This is a genomic window from Shewanella sairae (genome assembly GCF_023283535.1).
In the GTDB taxonomy this organism is placed as follows: domain Bacteria; phylum Pseudomonadota; class Gammaproteobacteria; order Enterobacterales; family Shewanellaceae; genus Shewanella; species Shewanella sairae.
In genome coordinates this window covers 1-22,061 of the sequence record NZ_JAKILT010000040.1, presented here as the reverse complement: position 1 = coordinate 22,061, position 22,061 = coordinate 1, and the positions used below count along the sequence as shown (strand labels likewise).

General features: G+C 42.4%; 18 protein-coding genes. 11 read left to right on the top strand and 7 right to left on the bottom strand.

What is annotated here, in order from left to right; translation table 11 throughout:
• Positions 1-106: 106 nt before the first annotated feature.
• From tusA to L2748_RS15930, 3 genes are all read left to right on the top strand, one after another.
• Positions 107-352 carry a sulfurtransferase TusA gene (gene tusA, locus L2748_RS15940; RefSeq protein WP_220781250.1) on the top strand — a complete coding sequence of 82 codons (246 nt, stop codon included), beginning with the start codon at positions 107-109 and terminating at the stop codon, positions 350-352.
• A 36-nt stretch (positions 353-388) separates the two neighbouring features.
• Positions 389-826: an MOSC domain-containing protein gene (locus L2748_RS15935; protein ID WP_220781249.1), complete on the top strand. Its 438-nt coding sequence runs from the start codon at positions 389-391 to the stop codon at positions 824-826.
• 410 nt (positions 827-1,236) lie between these two features.
• Entirely contained in the window at positions 1,237-4,440 is a 3,204-nt protein-coding gene (locus L2748_RS15930; protein ID WP_220781248.1) for an amidohydrolase family protein, read from the top strand.
• Between the two features lie 176 nt (positions 4,441-4,616).
• Here L2748_RS15930 and L2748_RS15925 read toward each other — a convergent pair whose 3' ends face one another.
• Complete coding sequence (locus L2748_RS15925) at positions 4,617-5,174, bottom strand: DNA-3-methyladenine glycosylase I (RefSeq protein ID WP_220781247.1); 558 nt, start codon at positions 5,172-5,174, stop codon at positions 4,617-4,619.
• A gap of 117 nt (positions 5,175-5,291) precedes the next feature.
• On the opposite strand from L2748_RS15925, the gene glyQ reads away from it, so the two are divergent.
• Both glyQ and glyS read left to right on the top strand, forming a co-directional pair.
• A complete protein-coding gene (gene glyQ / locus L2748_RS15920; RefSeq protein ID WP_220781246.1) occupies positions 5,292-6,197 on the top strand; it encodes a glycine--tRNA ligase subunit alpha in 906 nt (301 codons plus the stop codon).
• Positions 6,198-6,208: 11 nt separating this feature from the next.
• A complete protein-coding gene (glyS, locus tag L2748_RS15915) occupies positions 6,209-8,278 on the top strand; it encodes a glycine--tRNA ligase subunit beta (RefSeq protein ID WP_220781245.1) in 2,070 nt (689 codons plus the stop codon).
• Between the two features lie 49 nt (positions 8,279-8,327).
• Here glyS and L2748_RS15910 read toward each other — a convergent pair whose 3' ends face one another.
• From L2748_RS15910 to dnaA, 5 genes are all read right to left on the bottom strand, one after another.
• Positions 8,328-9,371: an HDOD domain-containing protein gene (locus L2748_RS15910; RefSeq protein WP_220781244.1), complete on the bottom strand. Its 1,044-nt coding sequence runs from the start codon at positions 9,369-9,371 to the stop codon at positions 8,328-8,330.
• 83 nt (positions 9,372-9,454) lie between these two features.
• Positions 9,455-11,872, bottom strand: coding sequence for a DNA topoisomerase (ATP-hydrolyzing) subunit B (gene gyrB / locus L2748_RS15905; RefSeq protein ID WP_220781243.1), 2,418 nt, complete (start codon positions 11,870-11,872; stop codon positions 9,455-9,457).
• 16 nt (positions 11,873-11,888) lie between these two features.
• Positions 11,889-12,971 (bottom strand): DNA replication/repair protein RecF, encoded by a 1,083-nt coding sequence (gene recF / locus L2748_RS15900; RefSeq protein ID WP_220781242.1) that lies wholly within the window; start codon positions 12,969-12,971, stop codon positions 11,889-11,891.
• 114 nt (positions 12,972-13,085) lie between these two features.
• Complete coding sequence (gene dnaN, locus L2748_RS15895; protein WP_220781241.1) at positions 13,086-14,186, bottom strand: DNA polymerase III subunit beta; 1,101 nt, start codon at positions 14,184-14,186, stop codon at positions 13,086-13,088.
• Between the two features lie 19 nt (positions 14,187-14,205).
• Positions 14,206-15,591, bottom strand: a complete 1,386-nt coding sequence (gene dnaA / locus L2748_RS15890; protein ID WP_220781240.1) for a chromosomal replication initiator protein DnaA — start codon at positions 15,589-15,591, stop codon at positions 14,206-14,208.
• A gap of 444 nt (positions 15,592-16,035) precedes the next feature.
• On the opposite strand from dnaA, the gene rpmH reads away from it, so the two are divergent.
• The 5 genes from rpmH to mnmE all read left to right on the top strand — a co-directional run bounded on the left by rpmH (position 16,036) and on the right by mnmE (position 19,878).
• Positions 16,036-16,173, top strand: a complete 138-nt coding sequence (gene rpmH, locus L2748_RS15885) for a 50S ribosomal protein L34 (RefSeq protein WP_011867659.1) — start codon at positions 16,036-16,038, stop codon at positions 16,171-16,173.
• 14 nt (positions 16,174-16,187) lie between these two features.
• Positions 16,188-16,544 carry a ribonuclease P protein component gene (gene rnpA, locus L2748_RS15880; RefSeq protein WP_086020069.1) on the top strand — a complete coding sequence of 119 codons (357 nt, stop codon included), beginning with the start codon at positions 16,188-16,190 and terminating at the stop codon, positions 16,542-16,544.
• Positions 16,511-16,765: a membrane protein insertion efficiency factor YidD gene (gene yidD / locus L2748_RS15875; RefSeq protein WP_220764178.1), complete on the top strand. Its 255-nt coding sequence runs from the start codon at positions 16,511-16,513 to the stop codon at positions 16,763-16,765. Before rnpA ends, yidD begins: the two co-directional genes overlap by 34 nt.
• 3 nt (positions 16,766-16,768) lie before the next feature.
• Positions 16,769-18,403, top strand: coding sequence for a membrane protein insertase YidC (gene yidC / locus L2748_RS15870; protein WP_220781239.1), 1,635 nt, complete (start codon positions 16,769-16,771; stop codon positions 18,401-18,403).
• Between the two features lie 113 nt (positions 18,404-18,516).
• Positions 18,517-19,878, top strand: coding sequence for a tRNA uridine-5-carboxymethylaminomethyl(34) synthesis GTPase MnmE (gene mnmE, locus L2748_RS15865; RefSeq protein WP_220781238.1), 1,362 nt, complete (start codon positions 18,517-18,519; stop codon positions 19,876-19,878).
• A gap of 635 nt (positions 19,879-20,513) precedes the next feature.
• Here the strand turns inward: mnmE and L2748_RS24465 are convergent.
• Positions 20,514-21,038 (bottom strand): type II secretion system protein, encoded by a 525-nt coding sequence (locus L2748_RS24465; protein WP_220781237.1) that lies wholly within the window; start codon positions 21,036-21,038, stop codon positions 20,514-20,516.
• 282 nt (positions 21,039-21,320) lie between these two features.
• On the opposite strand from L2748_RS24465, the gene L2748_RS15855 reads away from it, so the two are divergent.
• Positions 21,321-21,962: a LysE family translocator gene (locus L2748_RS15855; protein ID WP_220781236.1), complete on the top strand. Its 642-nt coding sequence runs from the start codon at positions 21,321-21,323 to the stop codon at positions 21,960-21,962.
• Positions 21,963-22,061 lie beyond the last annotated feature (99 nt).

The following is a 22,061-nucleotide window of genomic DNA, read 5'->3' as shown; positions in this document are numbered from 1 at the left end:
AAATATCCAAATGACCTCAGCTCACAAATTAAAGCGTCACGCTTGGATAAAACAGGTTGCTGGAGTAATATTAGCCACTTCTGTTTAATCGTTCGGCTGAGGAAATATGAACGACCTATTAAATGCTGCGCAACACCAACTAGACGCTTTAGGGCTTCGCTGTCCAGAACCAGTCATGATGGTACGCAAATCAGTAAGACACATGAATGATGGTGAGACCTTATTGATTATTGCTGATGATCCAGCAACCACTCGTGACATTCCTAGTTTTTGCGAATTCATGGATCACACCTTGATTGCCAGCCAAACAGAATCGACACCTTATCAATACTTGATAAAAAAAGGCTTATAGCCACTCGCCCAAACCTAATGGATAAAAGGAATTACCATGGCATCACTTATTGGCATTGCATTTAAAACTGAAAAACGTGGTCAAATGATTACGGTTGAACAAGCTCAAGTGACCCAAGCTAAAGGTGTTGAGAACGACATCTTTGGCCGTCCGGGTAAGCGCCAAGTTACAGTGATGTCTATCCAGCAATGGCAGCTTGCCTGTAATGATGTCGGTAAAACCTTACCCTGGTTTACCCGCAGGGCAAACTTACTCGTCGATGGAATCAGTTTCTCTTCTAAAGATCTAGGTAAGCAACTTGTCATCGGTGACCTCATTTTAGAGATCACTGGTGAAACAGATCCTTGCAAGAAAATGGAGCAAGCTTACCCAGGTTTAGAAGCCGCTCTATTACCGGACTGGCGTGGCGGTGTCACTTGCCGAGTACTTAACGATGCCAAGATTCAGATTAACGTCCCTGTAGACTTAGCCTAAGTTAACTACTCAAGTAAGTTAAGATTGCAGCTTTGTATCGCTCTGATTTAAAGCTGTTTACTTTCCGACTCCTATAAAAACGATATTTCCTAGACTAGAATTACCCCAATTATTCCATCCTCGCAGTTAATAGCGATATTCTCTACAGCCAACGACAACCCTGCTTAAGTCAATCCCAGCCCAAATCAACCCTGCTTCTAGCATCACCCCCTATCTATAGTGCAATCATTTTAATCTTTAATACTTCGATATTTAGCTTAACTAATTGAAACAGAATTTTTGTTTTACTGTTAATTAAATTATGCGATAACTGTTGCACAAATTAATCTCCAATTAAGCCCTAGCCCTAACAATCAATAAATTAAATTGAAAACCACTCCTTTAAAACGATAACAATAATTAGGATTATCATGTTAAAGAATAAGCTTACCCCTCTATATGCCGCTATTGCATTGAGCTTTAGTGTTCCTACAATTGCCGAGGAAGACAAAAAATCTTGGCAAGTTAATGCGCCAGCAAACGCCCCTTTAGAACAAATTAAAATTGAAGTCGATGAAGGGACCTGGATGAACGTTAGTGTTAGCCCTAACGGCAAGCACGTGGTGTTCGACTTACTTGGTGACATTTATCAAATGCCAATTGCGGGCGGCGAAGCCAAGCCATTAGCTAAAGGCATTGCATGGCAAATGCAGCCGGTTTATAGCCCAGATGGTAAATACATCGCCTTCACTTCTGATGAAGATGGTGGTGACAACATTTGGATAATGGAGACTGACGGCAGCAACCCTCGCCCAGTCACTAAAGAAACATTCCGCTTATTGAACAGCCCAGCTTGGAGTCCAGATGGCCAATACCTAGTCGCACGCAAACACTTTACAGGTAGCCGAAGCTTGGGTGCAGGTGAAGTATGGATGTATCACGTTGCCGGTGGTGACGGTGTAAAACTTACTGAGCGCCCAAATGAGCAAAAAGATTTAGGTGAACCTGCCTACTCGCCAGATGGTCGTTATATCTACTTTAGCCAAGATGCGACGCCGGGTAAGACCTTCCATTACTCAAAAGACTCAGTAAAAGGCATCTATAAGATCAAGCGTTATGATACCCAGACCGGCGATATCGAAGTATTGATCCAAGGTACTGGCGGCGCGATTCGACCAACGCCAAGCCCAGATGGCAATAAGCTAGCCTATATCAAACGTGATGGTTTCCAGTCTTCACTCTATCTTCTCGATCTAAAGTCGGGGAAAACAGAAAAACTATACGGTGAACTAGACCGAGATATGCAAGAAACCTGGGCTATCCACGGCGTATATCCAACCATGAGTTGGACAGCCGATAACGATGAAATCGTATTCTGGGCTAACGGTAAAATTAACAAACTCGATGTTGAATCTAAATCAGTAGAGCAAATTCCATTTACAGTTAAAACGGAACGAGCTGTTCAGCCTGCCGTTCGTTTTACCCAAGATCTCGATAAAGATGTGTTCAACGTAAAGATGCTACGTATGGCGCAAGTATCTCCTGATGGTAAGAAAGTTGCTTTTGAAGCCCTAGGTAAGATCTGGGTTAAGAGTTTACCCGACGGCAAGATGTCTCGACTCACCAAGCTAGATAGTGATCTACGTGAACTGTTTCCACAATGGTCACGCGATGGAAAACGCGTTGTTTTCACCACTTGGGATGACCAAAAGCAAGGTACTGTTAGTTTAGCTACCGTGCGCAATAAGCGTGTAAAAGTACTAACCGATGAGCCAGGTAAATACGTAGAACCTACCTTCTCACCAGATGGTGAGACTGTTGTGTACCGTAAAGCTAAAGGTGGCTATATCACTCCACGCACATGGTCACAAGAAACAGGCCTTTATCGAGTAGATATTGATGGCGATAAAAATACTAAGATCACCGCTGCAGGTTACCAACCTCAATTTGGCGCAGACAACGACCGAGTCTACTTTATGGAAAGTGGTGAAACACCACAGCTTGCATCTATTGGACTCAATGGTTTTGAAAAGCGTGTACATTACACCAGTAAACACGCCACCGAATTCAGAGTATCACCAGACGGTAAGCAACTCGCTTTTGCTGAACGTTTTAAAGTGTTTGTCACCCCATTTGCTAAACACGGTGAAACGATTCAAATAGGCCCTAAAGCCAGTAATCTTCCAGTTGAACAATTAAGCGTACGCGCCGGTGAAAGCATCAGTTGGAACACTGATAGCAACCAACTGTACTGGACACTCGGGCCTGAACTTTACCAAGTTAGTGTTGATACTCAATACCAGCAACAAGCAGAAGGTGCTGAAGTATCTAAAGTTGAGCCAACCATTACCGATCTTGGCTTCACCCAAAAAGCTGATGTTCCACGTGGAACAATCGCCTTTGTTGGTGGAAAAATCATTACCATGGAAAATGATGAAGTTATCGAAAACGGCACGGTAATCGTTAAAGATAATCACATTGTCAGTGTAGGTTCTGCATCTGTTATCGATATTCCAACTTACGCTAAGGTCATCGATATTAAGGGTAAAACTCTGATGCCAGGCTTATTCGATGCCCATGCTCATGGTGCTCAGGGTGAGAATGAAATCATTCCGCAGCAAAACTGGGAGTTGTACTCGAACCTTTCTCTAGGTGTTACCGCGATTCACGACCCATCAAACGATACCACAGAGATCTTCGCGGCTTCTGAGCAACAGAAAGCCGGTAATATTGCTGGCCCACGTATTTTCTCTACCGGTACTATTTTATATGGCGCGAACCTTCCAGGTTATACCTCTCATATAGATTCACTCGATGATGCCAAATTCCATTTAGAGCGCTTGAAAAAAGTCGGTGCTTTCAGTGTTAAGAGTTATAACCAACCACGTCGTAACCAACGTCAGCAAGTTATCGCAGCAGCACGCGAGCTGGAAATGATGGTAGTGCCTGAAGGCGGAAGTTTACTGCAACATAACCTAACCATGATTGCCGATGGTCACACAGGTATAGAACACTCGCTACCCGCAGCGAATATCTATAGCGACATTAAGCAGTTCTGGAGCCAAACTGAAGTTGGCTATACACCAACGTTAGTTGTTGCTTATGGTGGTATCTCAGGTGAAAACTACTGGTACGATAAAACGGATGTTTGGGCACACCCTCGTTTGTCTATGTACGTACCATCAGATATTTTGGATGCTCGCTCAATGCGTCGCCCGACAGCACCTGACGGACATTACAATCACTTTAACGTCGCGCGTGTAGCCAATGAACTAAATGAAGTTGGCATTAAAGCTAACATCGGTGCTCATGGTCAACGTGAAGGTCTAGCGGCTCATTGGGAAATGTGGATGTTTGCTCAAGGTGGTATGAGCAATATGGAAGTGCTAAAAACAGCAACCATCAACCCAGCTAAACATTTTGCGATGGATCACCAAATTGGTTCAATCAAGCAAGGAAAATTAGCCGACCTTATCGTTATCGATGGCAACCCGCTAGAAGATATTCGCGTAACCGATCGTGTAACCTACACCATGGTTAACGGTAAACTATTCGATGCCGAAACCATGGATCAGCTAAATGGTGGTTCAAAGAATAAAGGTAAGCAAAGAGAAACCTTCTTTTTCGAAAAATAAATCCAGTTTCAAATTTAAAATCTGGCTAACTTAGCTACGATTTTAAATTTTGAGGAAAATTATTTTTTGATTCAAAAATACGCTTTTTACCTAAAAGCTAAAAATGAAAAAAGGATGTTCCACGTGGAACATCCTTTTTTTATAGAGTAGCAGCTAAGCGGTATAGCACTTTAGTGCTAGTCGCGACAAAAACAATCCGTGGTGTGGTCATTGACCATTCCCACCGCTTGCATAAACGCATAACAAATTGTCGGCCCCACAAAATTGAAGCCCATTTTTTTCAGCGCTTTCGACATAGCCTCAGATTCAGGTGTTTGTGCCGGTACTTGTTGCATAGACTCAAAATGGTTCACTTTGGGTGAGCCACCAACAAACTCCCACAAAAATTTAGAGAAGTCATTACCCTGTTCGGTATAAGCCAAATAGGCTTTAGCATTTTTAATAATAGAATTAACCTTGAGACGATTACGCACAATTCCCGGGTTGAGCATTAGCTGTTCGACTTTGGCATCATCAAAAGTTGCAATTATTTTTGGCTCGAAATTAGCAAATGCCGCCTCATAATTTTGCTGCTTTTTGAGGATAGTAATCCAAGATAATCCTGCTTGCTGACCATCTAAACACAGCTTTTCAAACAGCTCGCGGCTGTCATAAACCGGCTGCCCCCAAACCTTGTCATGGTACTCTTGATAGATAGGATCTAGTCCTACCCAAGCACAACGTGTCACTTCCATTGCTATTTCCCTAATTTTTTAACCTACCAGATAAAAAATAACCTACATAAGCGTAATTCTACAAGGTATAATCGATACCATTTTCTATTAAAGCTTCCAGGCAGTAGACAAGCGGATATGACGACGAAACACGACGTAAAAACATTCCAGGGCTTCATTATGACCCTGCAGGAATACTGGGCGCAGCAAGGTTGCGCAATCGTTCAACCATTAGATATGGAAGTCGGTGCGGGTACATTCCACCCTATGACATTCTTACGTTCATTAGGTCCTGAGCCAATGAGCAGTGCCTATGTTCAACCATGTCGTCGCCCAACTGACGGCCGTTATGGTGAAAACCCTAACCGCTTGCAGCACTACTACCAATTTCAAGTAGTACTTAAGCCATCACCAAGCAACATTCAAGAACTTTACCTAGGCTCACTTGAAGCGCTAGGTGTAGACATGAATGTGCATGATGTTCGCTTCGTAGAAGACAACTGGGAATCACCAACTCTTGGTGCTTGGGGTCTAGGCTGGGAAGTTTGGTTAAACGGTATGGAAGTCTCTCAATTTACTTACTTCCAGCAAGTCGGTGGTCTTGAGTGTAAGCCAGTTACAGGCGAAATCACTTACGGTCTAGAGCGTCTAGCTATGTACATTCAAGAAGTAGACAGCGTTTACGATCTTGTGTGGACTGACGGCCCAATGGGCAAAGTTATGTACGGCGATATCTTCCATCAGAATGAAGTTGAGCAATCAACTTATAACTTTGAACACGCCAATGTTGAAGTGCTATTCAAGATGTTTGATGATTGCGAACAAGCTTGCGATCGCTTATTAACCTTAGAAAAGCCACTTCCACTACCTGCTTATGAGCAAGTAATGAAAGCCTCTCACGCATTTAACTTGTTAGATGCTCGTCATGCTATCTCTGTTACTGAACGCCAGCGTTATATTTTACGCGTTCGTACCATGGCTAAAGGCGTAGCTGAATCTTACTATCAGGCCCGTGAAGCGCTTGGCTTCCCAATGTGTAAGTAGAGGACCAACAGATGAATTTTGAAAACTTACTTATTGAAGTAGGCACTGAAGAGTTACCACCAAAATCACTGCGTAAGTTAGCTGAATCATTTCTAGCTAATTTTACTGAAGAGCTAAATAAAGCAGAACTTAACTTTGAGTCTGCAGTTTGGCACGCAGCACCACGTCGTTTAGCCATTTGCGTTAACCAACTAGCATTGGCGCAAGCTGACAAAGTAGTTGAAAAGCGCGGCCCTGCTGTTGCACAAGCTTTTGATGCTGACGGTAACCCAACTAAAGCCGCTATGGGCTGGGCTCGTGGTAACGGCATTACTGTTGAACAAGCTGAGCGTTTAAAAACAGACAAAGGCGAATGGTTACTACACCAAGCTCGCGTTGTAGGTGTTGAGACCAAGAGCCTTATCGCTGATATGGCACAACGCTCTTTAGACAAGCTACCGATTCCAAAGCCAATGCGCTGGGGAAGTAATACCACGCAATTTATCCGCCCAGTCCACACTGTGACCATGTTGCTTGGTAGCGAAGTGGTTGATGGCGAGCTACTAGGTATTAAGTCTAATCGCATTATTCGTGGCCACCGCTTCATGGGTGAATCTAGCTTTGAGCTAGATCATGCAGACAACTACCTTGTTGCTCTTAAAGAAAAAGGCATGGTTCTAGCAGACTACGAAGCACGTAAAGCGATTATCAAAACTGATGCTGAAGCGGCTGCCACTAAAATTGGCGGTGTAGCTGATCTAGAAGATGATTTACTGGAAGAAGTGACCTCTCTAGTAGAGTGGCCAGTAGTGCTAACAGCAAGCTTTGAAGAAAAGTTCTTAGATGTGCCTGCTGAAGCGTTGGTTTACACCATGAAAGGTGACCAAAAGTACTTCCCTGTATTTGATAATGCTGGTCAGTTGCTACCAAACTTTATCTTCGTGACTAACATCGAATCTAAAGATCCGCAGCAAATTATTTCGGGTAACGAGAAAGTGGTTCGCCCACGTCTTGCCGATGCTGAGTTCTTCTTTGAAACAGATAAAAAAGCCACACTTGAAGCGCGCCTTGCTAGCCTAGAAACTGTTGTTTTCCAAAAGCAACTTGGCACAATCAAACAACGCGTTGAGCGTATCTCTGCGATGGCAGGTTACATTGCAACTAGCATCGACGCTAACAGCGAAGAAGCAGCGCGTGCAGGTCTATTATCTAAGTCAGATTTAATGACTAACATGGTAATGGAATTTACTGATCTTCAGGGCACCATGGGTATGCATTACGCCCGCCTAAACGGTGAAACTGAAGCAGTTGCAGTAGCGTTATCTGAGCAGTATAAGCCTAAGTTCTCTGGCGATACCGTACCAATTGCACCTATCTCAATTTGTGTGGCATTAGCTGAAAAGCTAGACACGCTAGTAGGTATCTTTGGTATTGGCCAAGCACCAAAAGGGGCTGCAGATCCATTCGCACTACGTCGTGCTGCTATTGGTGTGTTACGTATCTGTTTAGAGAACAACTTACCGCTAGATCTTGTTGACCTGATTGCTAAGGCACAAGCGCTACACGGTGAAAACCTCACTAACACAGACGTTGCCGAACAAGTACTTGAGTTCTTTATGGCTCGTTTCCGTGCTTGGTACCAAGATCAAGGTGTGAGTGTAGACGTGATCTTAGCCGTACTGGCTCGTCGCCCTACTGCTCCTGCAGATTTTGAAAGCCGCATTAAAGCTGTTGCTCACTTCAGAACACTTGAGCAGGCTTCTGCTCTAGCAGCTGCTAATAAGCGCGTATCTAACATTCTAGCTAAAGTTGAAGGCGAGCTACCGGCCGCTATCGATGACAAGCTACTTGTTGAATCGGCAGAAAAAGCACTCGCTGAAAAGCTTGCTGAATTACAGCCACAATTAGCGCCGCTATTTGCTGCCGCTAACTATCAAGAAGCATTAGCACTACTAGCAAGCCTACGTGAAAGTGTCGATACCTTCTTCGAAGATGTGATGGTAATGGCTGATGATGAAGCACTTAAGAACAACCGCTTAGCGCTACTTTCTAGCTTACGCGAGCAGTTCTTACATGCAGCTGATATCTCGTTACTGCAATAAATAATAAGTAGATATAAAAAACGCGCCTAAGGCGCGTTTTTTTAAGTCACTAAAACTGTACTAGCTTTTGATGCAGCTCTTCAAACGTTTCAAGATCGAGCCCGGCATCAAACAGCAACCTGCCCAACTGCTCAGGCTTAAGCTTATTAGCCTCGAGTAACATTGAACACTCACTAATTAAGTTAGCTCGCCAAATAAGCTCTGCAAGGCCACCAGCAGGTTTAGAGTCGACAACGGCTAAGCGGCTAAGTTCTGATTCAAACAAAGTTGGAAGCTCCCAGCTGCCAGCCAATAATGAACTTAAGCTTAGTGATTTCGCCGTCATCACCTGACTAAATAAACTAGAACAGGGTTGTTCACCTGGCTCTGCTTGTTTAAAGGCTTCTAATAACAATTTGAAAATCGCTATCTTACCCACATCATGCAATAGACCCAGTAGAAATGCGCTATCAGGGTTTTCATCTGTCAGCTCACTCGCGAGATAGGCCACTTGCATCGAATGACGCCAAATTTGACTACCAAAGCGACGGAAATAGATAGGCTTAACTTCTATAACTTTACGCATCATAGCTGTAGTGACAAAGCGCCTAACCTGCTCTCTTCCTAATTGGACTAAAGCTAGTTGTAAACTGGTAATCTCTTTCTCGCTACGCTTAAATAACGGTGAATTACACAGTTTAAGCACCTCAACACTCAACACTGGATCTTGCTCAATTAAAGCAAGTAGTGTTTTGATATCGGTATTTTCATCGGCTAACTTTTTATCTAAAGACGCTATTTGAGCCGGTAACTTCAGCACCCTTTCAGCAATTGCTTGAGGTGATGCTAATGCTGCCTCTACACGCCTAAAAACACTCTTTTCAAGTTCATTAGCCGTGCCATTTAACTGAGTACTTGGAAACAACAAGCTATAAAACAATGCAGATAGATCGATAGCAACTTGTGGTGGAGAAGGAGTATTAACTCTTGAGGTCGCTATGGGATCATTTAGTAATGGTTGAAAGGACTCCATCGAGCCACTAAAGCTCTTTGGTTTTTCAATAACCACTCGCTCTCTGATATTAAATAGCTTTTTAAAGGCTTTGCTAAACAAATTTTATGACCGGATATAATTATCAATAAAAAAATCGGTGCCTATAGCACCGATTTAAGTCAAATATGAAGCAGAATTAACACCTAGACGTCTAGGTTAGCTACATTCAATGCGTTCGCTTCAATAAAGTCGCGTCGAGGCTCAACTTGATCACCCATCAAACAGGTAAACAGTTGGTCTGCGCCAATCGCGTCTTCAATCGTTACTTGTAGCATACGGCGAGATTCTGGATCCATTGTGGTTTCCCACAATTGCTCAGGGTTCATCTCACCCAATCCTTTATAACGCTGGATGTATAAGCCACGCTTAGATTCGTTCATCAACCAATCTAATGCTTCTACAAAGCTAACAACGTCTTTAGTACGCTCGCCACGTTGTACATAACCACCTTCTTCAACTAGACCATTGATTTCTGCGCCCATCTTAACGATGCGTTGGTAATCAGTAGACTGGAAGAAGTCATATGAGAACATGTAGTGGGTATCAATACCGTGCTTACGAATCGTAATCTTAGGCAGATACACTTGACGTTCTGGATCTAGAACCGGTTCAGCACTATATAAGATACCGCCTGTTTCTTTGTCAATTAGGTCAGCAACAAATGCGTCAGCCCAAGCTTTAACTTGTGCTTCGTCGCTTAACACGTCATTAGTAATAGCTGGATGATATAGCATTAGATCAGTGATGTTAGTTGGGTAACGTTGCTCTAGACGAGCAATGATAGCTTCCACTTCACGATACTGATTAACCAAACGCTCTAATGGCTGACCAGACATACCTGGTGCACCTTGCGATGGGTAAATATTTGCATTATCTAGCGCTTGAGTCGTTAAGTACTCAGTTAACGCTGGATCATCTTTAAGGTACTGTTCTTGCTTACCCTTTTTAACTTTGTATAGTGGAGGCTGTGCGATATACACATAACCACGCTCAATAAGCTCAGGCATTTGACGGAAGAAGAAGGTCAATAGCAAAGTACGAATGTGCGAGCCGTCGACGTCAGCATCGGTCATGATAACGATGTTGTGGTAACGCGTCTTATCTGGATCGTATTCGTCACGGCCAATACCACAACCTAGTGCAGTAATTAGCGTGGCAACTTCTTGAGAAGATAACATCTTATCAAAACGTGCTTTCTCTACGTTTAAGATCTTACCTTTTAGTGGCAGAATTGCTTGGTTCTTACGGTTACGTCCCTGCTTGGCGCTACCGCCAGCAGAGTCCCCTTCCACTATGTAAATTTCAGAAAGACCAGGATCTTTCTCTTGGCAGTCAGCTAGCTTACCTGGCAAACCGCCTAAATCTAGTGCGCCTTTACGACGGGTCATTTCACGCGCTTTACGTGCGGCTTCACGAGCACGTGCAGCATCGATAATCTTACCAACAATCATCTTAGCTTCGTTTGGATGCTCCATTAGGTAATCACCTAATTGCTCACCCATAGTCTGCTCAACTGCTGACTTAACTTCGCTTGAAACTAGCTTGTCTTTAGTCTGTGAACTGAACTTAGGATCCGGCACTTTAACAGAGATAACAGCAGTTAGACCTTCACGAGCATCGTCACCCGTTGCAGCAGTCTTACCTTTCTTGTTATATCCTTCACGTTCCATGTAGTTGTTCAAGTTACGTGTTAACGCCCCACGGAAGCCCGCTAAGTGAGTACCACCATCGCGCTGAGGAATGTTGTTAGTAAAACAGAAGATATTCTCTTGGAAGCCATCGTTCCACTGCATTGCAACTTCAACGGTAATACCGTCTTCACGCTCTTGGCAGAAATGGAATACTTCTTTGTTTACCGGTGTTTTGTTAACGTTTAAGTAGTCAACAAACGCACTGATACCACCTTCATATTTGAAGAATTCATCGCGATTATCACGCTCGTCAACTAGACGAATACCCACACCAGAGTTCAGGAATGATAATTCACGAACACGCTTAGCTAGAATATCAAAGTGGAACAAGACATCAGAGAAAGTCTCTGCACTTGGCCAAAAACGGATTTCTGTACCGGTCTTTGTCGCTTCACCAATTGCCGCAATCGGCGCATCAGGCACACCGTGAGTGTAAAATTGCTCATATACCTTGCCGTCACGACGAATAGTCATCTGCAGCTTAGAAGATAGCGCGTTTACAACCGACACACCTACACCGTGCAAACCGCCCGATACTTTATAAGAGTTATCATCGAATTTACCACCGGCGTGAAGTACGGTCATAATAACTTCAGCAGCTGAAATACCTTCCTCTTCGTGGATAGATACCGGAATACCACGACCGTCATCACGAACCGATACAGAACCGTCTGCATGGATTGTGATAATAACGTCGTTACAGTGGCCCGCTAACGCTTCATCGATAGAGTTATCGACTACTTCGAATACCATGTGATGTAGACCTGTACCATCATCGGTATCACCAATGTACATGCCTGGTCTTTTACGTACCGCATCAAGGCCCTTTAGAACCTTAATACTCGAAGAATCATAACTATTCTCTGACATATTATTCTCTCGTCGGTTATTCAATTACCGTTACACAACCGTGTTCCACATGGAACATCTTACTTGGCGGCGTGATTAACGAATCCACTATTGATGCAGGCTCAATAGCCGTGACAAAAACTTGTGCCCCGGTATCCGCTAATTGCTGTAACAATAGTTTTCTATGCTGTGCATCCAATTCCGATGGAAGATCATCCACCAGATAAATACTTTTTTTATCTATTTGTTGTTTGAGCAACTTTCCCTGTGCAATGCGTAATGCACAGACTAACAATTTCAACTGACCACGAGATAAAGCATCTTGTGCAGGTAGAGTGCCTACCCGCAAACGTAAATCTGCTTTATGTGGTCCACTGACGGTGTAGCCTGTGGCTAAATCTCTAGGATATTGCGTCTCGAGTAGCTGCGCATACTCGGTTTTAGCATCCCATCCTCGGGTAAAAGAAACCTTAACATCAACCAGAGGTAAAAACTCTCCGATTATACCCTTAAGTAGCTCATTTAACGAGTCTACATATTGCTTTCTTATGTCGGTAACCAGTTCAGCATAACGAATAAATTCTTTATCCCAAAATTGAATCGAACTATAGGGCGAACCGTCTCTGAGCAATTGATTTCGCTGCTTTAAAATTCGGCGAACATTAACCCAAGCAGCGTAAAAACGTGGATCAGAATGAAACGCCCCCCAATCAATAAACTGCCGTCTGGATTTTGGCCCTTCAAAAAGTAAAGAAAAGCTTTCTGGCGTGATTACCTGGATAGGCAATGTTTCCGCCAAGGTCGACAAACGTTTTACTTTATCACCATTAATTTTAACTTCAATATCACCGCTTCTATAGCGACGTAAACCTATCTTGCTCTGCTCTTCAGCACCTTCCATATTCGCAAATAAGGTTAATGCTTCAGATTCGTTATTTATAACGCGTTGAGACAAATGACTACGAAAAGAACGCCCCATGCCCAGAAAGTAAATTGCTTCAAGTATGCTAGTTTTACCGCTGCCATTTTGGCCATAAATCAAATTTAAGCCAGCCCCCGGCTGCAATTGAGCAGAAGCTATATTTCGAAAAGACTCAATATGAAGACGGCTAAGACTCATTGATAACCTTATGAATGCGGGAGGAGATTTTTAAGGAGAGTAAAACAATTAACCAGATAAACACACTAAGTTATTTATCTGGTTAATCAAAGGCCGAGATACAACGAATAAAGACTACAGGCGCATTGGCATGACAACGTACATAGAATCTTGCTCTATGTGGTTATCGATAAGGGCGCTGGAGTTACCGTCAATCAAGGTAATACGCACATCATCAGAAGGCAGGTTATTAAGTACATCAAGTAAGTAACTGACGTTAAAACCAATCTCTAATGGTGTGTTTTCATATTCAACATCTAAGATCTCTTCCGCTTCTTCCTGTTCAGGGTTATTAGCAGTGATCTTAATTAAATTATTTTCTAGCTGAACACGTACACCACGGAACTTCTCATTAGATAAAATTGACGCGCGCAGTAACGCTTGCTTAAGCTGTAAACGACTGGCAATAACAATTTTGTCGCCGCCTTTTGGCAATACCCGACGATAGTCAGGGAAACGCCCATCAACCAGTTTACTGGTAAATACTGCTGTAGCAGTCGTAGCTCGAATTGCGTTATCACCAATGGCAATAGTTACATCTAAATCGTCAGCTTCAAACGAACGCATCAGCTCTAGTACGCCTTTACGTGGCACAATCACCTGTTTTTCAGGTAATGTTGCTTCGATTTGACGATGACTTAAGGCTAAACGATGGCCGTCAGTTGCAATAGCACGCAATACGTTACCTTCAGTTTCAAGTAACAAACCATTGAGGTAATAACGTACGTCTTGGTTAGCCATTGAAAACTGGGTTGAGTCAATCAACGACTTCATCGTGCCTTGCTTAAGCGTAAATTCAATTTCCGCTTCAAATGCTTCTACGTTTGGGTACTCTTCCGCCGGTAAGGTCGCTAAAGTAAAACGACTCCGTCCCGAACGCAGCAACAAGCGATTTTCTTGTTGCTCAATCTTAAGCTCTACCTGATCGGGTAAAGACTTAACAATATCTAAAAACTTTTTAGCAGGAACGGTTGTCCGTCCCTCAAGGATTTCTCCTTCGAGCTGAACCTCACCCACCAATTCAACTTCTAAATCGGTTCCGGTCAACTTAAGTGAGTGGTTACTCACCTCAACTAAAAGGTTCGCCAATATAGGCAAATTGTGACGCCTTTCAACCGCACCACTCACAAGTTGCAATGGTTTTAGTAGAGCGTCCCTATCAATTGAAAATTTCATTGGTTCAATATCCCTGATCTTAAGAAGATAAAGTTCTTATCAAGTTAGCATAATCTTCTTTAATGTCATGACTTTCTTCTCGCAACTGTGCAATTTTACGACAAGCGTGTAATACAGTTGTATGGTCACGACCGCCAAACGCATCACCAATCTCTGGCAAGCTTTGGTTAGTTAACTCTTTCGATAACGCCATTGCCATCTGTCTTGGGCGTGCCACACTACGTGAACGACGCTTAGATAACATATCAGCCATCTTAATTTTGTAATACTCGGCTACCGTTTTTTGGATATTATCGATGGTGACTAACTTTTCTTGCAAGGCCAGTAAGTCACGTAGTGCTTCGCGCACAAAATCGATAGTAATCGGGCGGCCAGTAAAGTTAGCGTTAGCAATAACACGATTTAACGCGCCTTCAAGCTCACGTACGTTTGAACGTAGACGCTTAGCAATAAAGAAAGCCACTTCATCGGGTAAGTTAATGCCACTCTCTTGTGCTTTACGCATCAAGATCGCTACACGGGTTTCTAATTCTGGAGGTTCAATTGCTACGGTTAAACCCCAACCAAAACGCGATTTAAGACGATCTTCAACACCATCGATCTCTTTCGGGTATTTATCCGACGTCAAAATGATCTGGTGATTACCTTCTAACAATGCGTTAAAGGTATGGAAGAACTCTTCTTGCGATCTGTCTTTGTTAGCGAAGAATTGAATATCATCGATAAACAACGCATCAACACTACGGTAGTAACGCTTAAATTCTTCAATGGCGTTATTTTGTAACGCTTTAACCATGTCTTGCACAAAACGCTCAGAATGCATGTAAACCACTTTTGCATCTGGCTTGTTCTTAATTATGCCATTACCAACAGCGTGCAATAGGTGAGTCTTACCTAGACCCGTGCCGCCATAAAGGAACAACGGGTTATACGCACCACCAGGATTTTCAGCCACCTGTAAAGCTGCCGCTTTACCCAATTGGTTTGATTTACCTTCTACGAAGTTATCAAACTGGTAAGTAGGATTGATATTACTACGATGATTAGCATTTGCCATTGGCTCTGCATGCGGAGTATTAAAAGAAGGTTTAGTCACTTCTCTACTAGCTGGTCTGCTAGTTCTTACTGCTGCGGTGGCCTGAACAACAGGTTTAGCCGATGGACGACTACCGATATCGAAACGCAAATTCGGCGCATCGTTACCCATTTGTTCAGTAAAAAATTGGTTGATGATATTTAGGTATTTATCCCTAACCCAATCCAAAACAAAACGATTAGGCGCATAGATGACGAGCGTATCGCCTTCCATTTCTGCTTGTAACGGTCTTATCCACATACTGAATTGTTGAGCAGAAAGCTCATCTTGCAGCCTTGCGATACATTGTTGCCAAAGTGAAACCGCCACGAGTTATCCCCAAAAGATCATACAAAAGAGGCCTATTCTATAATGAGATCACGCTGATCGCTATCCTTTAAATAGATTTATCCCCAGATAGATCATCTAATCTTGAATATCTCGATCCAAAAAGATCCTTGGCGATCAAAAAATATTAGCAAAGCTGCAAATCCAGCTTTATAAAGCGATCCAGATCGATCTATAATAAATGACTTTCGATCAGCGTTTTGATCTGTAAAACCACAAGATGTAGTGTCTACTCACAGAGTTATCCACATATTCTTGTAGAGCAAAACTATCGAAATATTCTTAGAGTAACCAATATTTAACCACTTGTGCTTATTCGTAGTTGACGTGCATAACTAAAGTGATTACAATTCGGCCTCTTTTTTGCCCTTAGTTCTATTTTATAGAATTTAAGGATTATTAACCTAACAAAGACGGATTGCCATAATGAGTAAACGTACTTTTCAACCTAGCAACCTGAAGCGCAAGCGTTCTCACGGCTTCCGCGCTCGTATGGCTACAGTAGGTGGCCGTAAGGTCATCGCACGTCGCCGTGCTAAAGGTCGCGCTCGTCTTTCTGCGTAATCGTAGAAATGCAAGTGACTAGCTATACCTTTACGCGGGAGTTACGTTTGTTAACTCCCGCGCAATTTAAATCTGTATTTACCAAACCTATCAAAGCGTCCTCCGCTGAAATAACACTACTTGCAATTCCTAATTCTGAACAACATCCTCGTTTAGGACTAACTGTTGCTAAGCGTTATGTCAAAAAAGCAAACCAACGTAACCGTATTAAACGCATAATTAGAGATAATTTCCGTTTACACCAGCATGATCTACCCGCTGTGGATATTGTGGTGCTTGTGAGAAATGGCGTACTTGATATGGAAAACGCAGAACTCAAAAACTTAGTAGAAAAGCTATGGCGAAAACTCTCTCGCCGTTACAATGGCTAGCGACTACGATTATTCGTGGTTACCAACTACTCATAAGCCCCATGCTGGGGCCTCGTTGTAGGTTCAATCCAACGTGTTCACATTACGCAATCGAAGCAATTCGATTGCATGGAGTGGTGAAAGGGTGTTGGTTTGCAGGTAAACGCATATTAAGATGTCACCCTTTACATCCGGGCGGTGAAGACCCCGTCCCTAACAAAAAACATAGGTGCGATAAATAGGTTATGGAATCTCAACGCAATATATTGCTGATCGGTTTGCTGTTTGTCAGCTTCCTACTGTGGCAACAGTGGCAAGCAGATCAAGCTCCTCAACCGGTAGCAGCTCAAACTCAATCTTCAATTCCTGCTTCAACGGTTGCTGACGCTCATAGTTCAGACGTACCTGATGCCGATTCTGCTGTACCGGAAACGGTTAGCGCATCAAAAGAACTGATCACCGTATTCACTGACCAACTTGAAATCAAAATTGATCCAGTTGGCGGTGACATCGTTTATTCTGCGCTTCTTGCTCATAAACTTGAAGAAAATGGAACTGACCCATTCGTTCTACTAGAACAAACTAACGATATCTACTATATCGCCCAAAGTGGTCTTATTGGTCGTGATGGCATCGATAGTAGCGTTAAAGGTCGTGCTCACTTTGACAGTGCATCACGCGAGTATAAATTGGCTGATGGCCAAGACACACTCAACGTGCCACTAACTTATGTAAGCGACAAGGGTGTAACTTACACTAAAGTATTTGTATTCACTCGCGGTAAATACAATATCGCAGTTGATTACCAAATCAACAATACATCAGATGCACAACTGCAAGTGCAAATGTATGGCCAAATTAAGCACAGCATCAAAGAAAGTGAAAGCAGCATGATGATGCCGACTTATCGTGGTGCAGCTTTCTCAACAGCAGATACTCGCTATGAGAAATATAGCTTTGATGACATGGCAGATAAGAACCTAGACAAGTCTACACTTGGCGGTTGGGTTGCTATGCTTCAGCATTACTTTGTATCGGCATGGGTTCCACCAGCAAATGATAAGAACATTATCTTCTCTAGCGTTAGCGCTGGTGGTCTAGCAAATATCGGTTTCCGTGGTGCACTATACGATATCGCACCTGGTAGCGAGCAAAGCATTAAAGCTGAATTCTATGTTGGTCCTAAAGATCAAGAAGCACTTTCAGCACTATCAGATTCTTTGAATCTAGTAGTTGATTACGGTTTCCTATGGTGGCTAGCAGTACCAATTTACAAACTATTGATGTTCTTCCAATCAATCGTTGGTAACTGGGGTATCGCAATTATTCTAATCACCCTAACAGTTCGTGGTTTGCTATATCCGCTAACGAAAGCGCAATACACCTCTATGGCGAAAATGCGTAATCTACAGCCTAAACTAGCTGAGCTGAAAGAACGCTTTGGTGACGACCGTCAGAAGATGGGTCAAGCTATGATGGAGCTGTACAAGAAAGAAAAAGTTAACCCTATGGGTGGCTGTCTTCCAATCTTGCTACAGATGCCAATCTTCATCGCACTTTACTGGGTACTACTAGAAAGCGTTGAATTACGTCATGCGCCATTCATGCTTTGGATTACTGACTTGTCAGTACAAGATCCTTACTATGTATTGCCAATTCTAATGGGTATCTCGATGTTCATTATGCAGAAAATGCAGCCAATGGCACCGACGATGGACCCTATGCAAGTTAAGATGATGCAGTGGATGCCAGTAATCTTTACCGTATTCTTCCTATGGTTCCCAGCAGGTCTGGTTCTATACTGGTTGGTAGGTAACTTAGTGGCGATTACCCAGCAGAAAATTATCTATGCTGGTCTAGAGAAAAAAGGGTTAAAATAACCTTTAGCTCAGACTAACAAAAAGCGGTCAATACTGAGTATTGACCGCTTTTTTGCTTTCTATGTAGAGACAATATTTTTAACCCGCTGAAAATCAGATTAGGAAACACAGTAATGACTACAGATACTATCGTGGCACAAGCGACCGCTCCAGGGCGTGGTGGCGTAGGTATTATTCGCGTATCAGGCGACCTAGCCAGTAATGTTGCTATGGCCGTATTAGGGCATATTCCTAAAACTCGTTATGCAGATTACTGTGACTTTAAAGATCATGATGGCGAGGTTATTGACCAAGGTATTGCGCTGTTCTTTAAGGGTCCAAATTCATTTACTGGTGAAGACGTATTAGAGCTTCAAGGTCACGGCGGCCAAATAGTGCTTGATATGCTGATCAAACGTGTAATGGAAGTCGATGGACTGCGTATTGCCAAGCCTGGTGAATTCAGTGAACAAGCCTTTATGAACGACAAGCTTGATTTAACCCAAGCAGAAGCCATTGCCGACCTGATTGATGCGACCAGTGAACAAGCCGCTAAAAGCGCATTGAACTCGCTTCAGGGTGAATTCTCAACTCAAGTACATGACCTAGTTGAAAAGGTCACTAATCTTCGCCTATACGTTGAAGCAGCGATTGATTTTCCAGATGAAGAAGTCGATTTCTTATCAGATGGTAAAATTGCCGCTTCTCTTAACGGCATTATCGGACAGCTAGACGGTGTACAAGCAAGTGCTAAGCAAGGCTCAATCATCCGCGAAGGTATGAAAGTCGTTATTGCTGGCCGCCCTAATGCGGGTAAGTCGAGCTTGCTCAATGCCCTAGCAGGTAAAGAATCTGCCATTGTGACCGAAATAGCCGGTACTACACGTGATGTATTACGTGAACATATCCATTTAGATGGTATGCCGCTGCATATTATCGATACAGCTGGTTTGCGTGATACAACAGACACGGTTGAAAAAATTGGTATTGAGCGTGCTTGGGACGAAATAAAAACCGCTGATCGCGTATTATTCATGGTTGATGGTACAACCACAAGTGATGTTGATCCACGCGCAATTTGGCCAGACTTTATTGATCGTCTCCCCAGCAATTTAGGTGTAACCGTAGTACGCAACAAAGCCGATCTAACCGGTGAAGATCTTGCCGTTACCGAAGAGATTGGTCATAACATTTATCGTATATCTGCTAAGACAGGTTTAGGTGTAGAAGATCTAAAACAACACTTAAAGTCACTAATGGGCTACCAGAGCAATCTTGAAGGTGGATTTATTGCCCGCCGTCGTCACTTAGAAGCACTCGACTTAGCAAGTAGCCACTTAATGTTAGGTAAAGAGCAATTAGAAGTGTACCAAGCAGGTGAATTACTGGCTGAAGAGTTGCGCATGTGCCAAATGGCACTATCTGAAATCACTGGTAAATTCACCTCAGACGATCTACTCGGTAAAATCTTTAGTTCATTCTGTATCGGTAAATAGCGTTAAATAAACCAAACTAGCATTTTATAGCCTAATAATAAGCCACAGTAGCGTTAGCGACTGTGGCTTTTTTGTTTCACTAAATAGCGATCTTTTATATTAGTACGATCAATTATGATCCATACCATAAAAAAATGATCGAGTTCACCAAAGCCCAGATAAGTATCAACAGAGATATCAACAAGCTAAGCTGATCTGTGGATAGATCTATAACTCACGTAAATGTACAGCTTAACCTGCTGTTTATTAAGGAGTATATATAACCAGATCTATCCTCGTTATATCTATTTGATAGTAAAAAAAAGATCTTTTTTGAGAAGTTATACTCAGGAAAAATAGTAAAAGATCGAACAAATAAATGACCGACATTTATCAACAAAAATAACCTGCTGTAATCTACAGTTAAACTGACTAAACATTAACTTGAATTAAATATTTCATTTGAGTGAATAGATCGACTTACTAAAACCCAAAAATGAAGAAAATTTATCAGTATGTTTAAAAAAAATGATTAGTTCCACGTGAAACCTTTTGTTACTCATGCTTATAGTAAAACAAAAAGCCATTATTTATCAAAACCATAAAGAGTAATCATAAAAAAGACTCTCGCTTTCACGACAACCAAGAGCTACAAATTAACAGCCTAAATCTATGATTTCAAAAACAGGCATAACAGTCGGACTCTGAGCCTCGGTGTACTTAAGATAACACTCATCCCCAGTAAACTTTTTTGACTGAGTCATAAAGCGAATAAAGCCATCAGTTGGACCATTATTCTGGAAGTACCAATCAGCAGGACGTTCTGGGTAAAATTGCGAGTCCTCAAATTTAGCCATAATCAACTTGCTCCAACTGTTAGCAGCATCTGCAGCAGGATAGCCATAAACTAAGTCGATCTTGACCCCATCAATTACAATGAAGTTTTCCTCACCATTATCTTTGTCGGGTTTAGGTAGGCTCGCTAATCCCTGTAATACTGATTTAGGGTAAAGCACGCTCATCGCACCATGCATCTGGGATTTTAAACCCTCTAAAGAAGCTATACGCGAATCAGATTGGAGAGCAATAAACTTAGGAACGGCCATCACACTAAGGATGCCCAAAACAATAATCACAACGACTAACTCAATTAATGTGAAACCATTTTTTTGTATATACATCTTCAATCTACTTATCGTATACATTATGAAATATGGCTTTAAATCATACAAAAGAATGACATAGATTGATACGCAAACCCATTAACTTTCAAGAAGAATCGAAAGAGTTAATGGCCTATTCTTAGTATATTTTATCTATCTATAACCAGCCTTTAGTAAGCGTAAACAAAGACTGCCAATTAGATGATAACTTTTACAAGCTGTATCACTTTCATTCCAGTTCGATCAATGTAGAATCCGCGCCTTGTTTATTCAAAGCCTGCTTCCGCACTGCATTTTATGATGATCGACTCAGCTTTATTACCTCTATACTTAACCACTGTTATTGCCCTGCTACTTATCCCTGGCCCTGATATGCTGTTAATCGCTAGTTCAAGCTTGAGCTACGGTAAAAGAGTCGGTGTCTATGCCAGTTTTGGTAATGCAACTTCAGGGCTAATATTAACCTTATTAGCAGCAATGGGTGTTTCAGCCATAATTGCAATGAACCCAATGGCGTTAGAAGTACTACGTATTTTAGGTGGTGCCTATCTGCTAAAAATGGGGTGGGATTGTATACGCAGCTCTGCTGCTGAGGCGCCTGAAATAGCCCAACAAAAAAACCTCGCTAAACTATTGTATCGACGTGCCGTATTTAGCAATTTACTTAATCCAAAGGCGTTAATATTCTTCGTATTATTTTTACCTCAGTTTGTTTCAACTCAGCTCACAGCCAGCTCTGGTGAACAAATGCTGGCACTTGGTTTATTGTTAAACGTAATGGGCTTATTATTTAATTTATTGCTAGTGGCATTGGTTGGAACAGTAGGAAAACCACTACTGAAAAATGAAAAGTTTAGAACCTATCAAAACAAATTTATGGGTATGATCTTCTTTGTTTTAGCTATTTGGCTATTGGCATCACAAGTACAAAATATCAGCTAAACAGCCTGTGTCTAGTCCTAAAATAGGTTGACGGTTTTTATTAAGCCAGTTGGTACTCCCAACTGGCTTTTTCATGCACCTCGTTTGGGGTTTTCATTC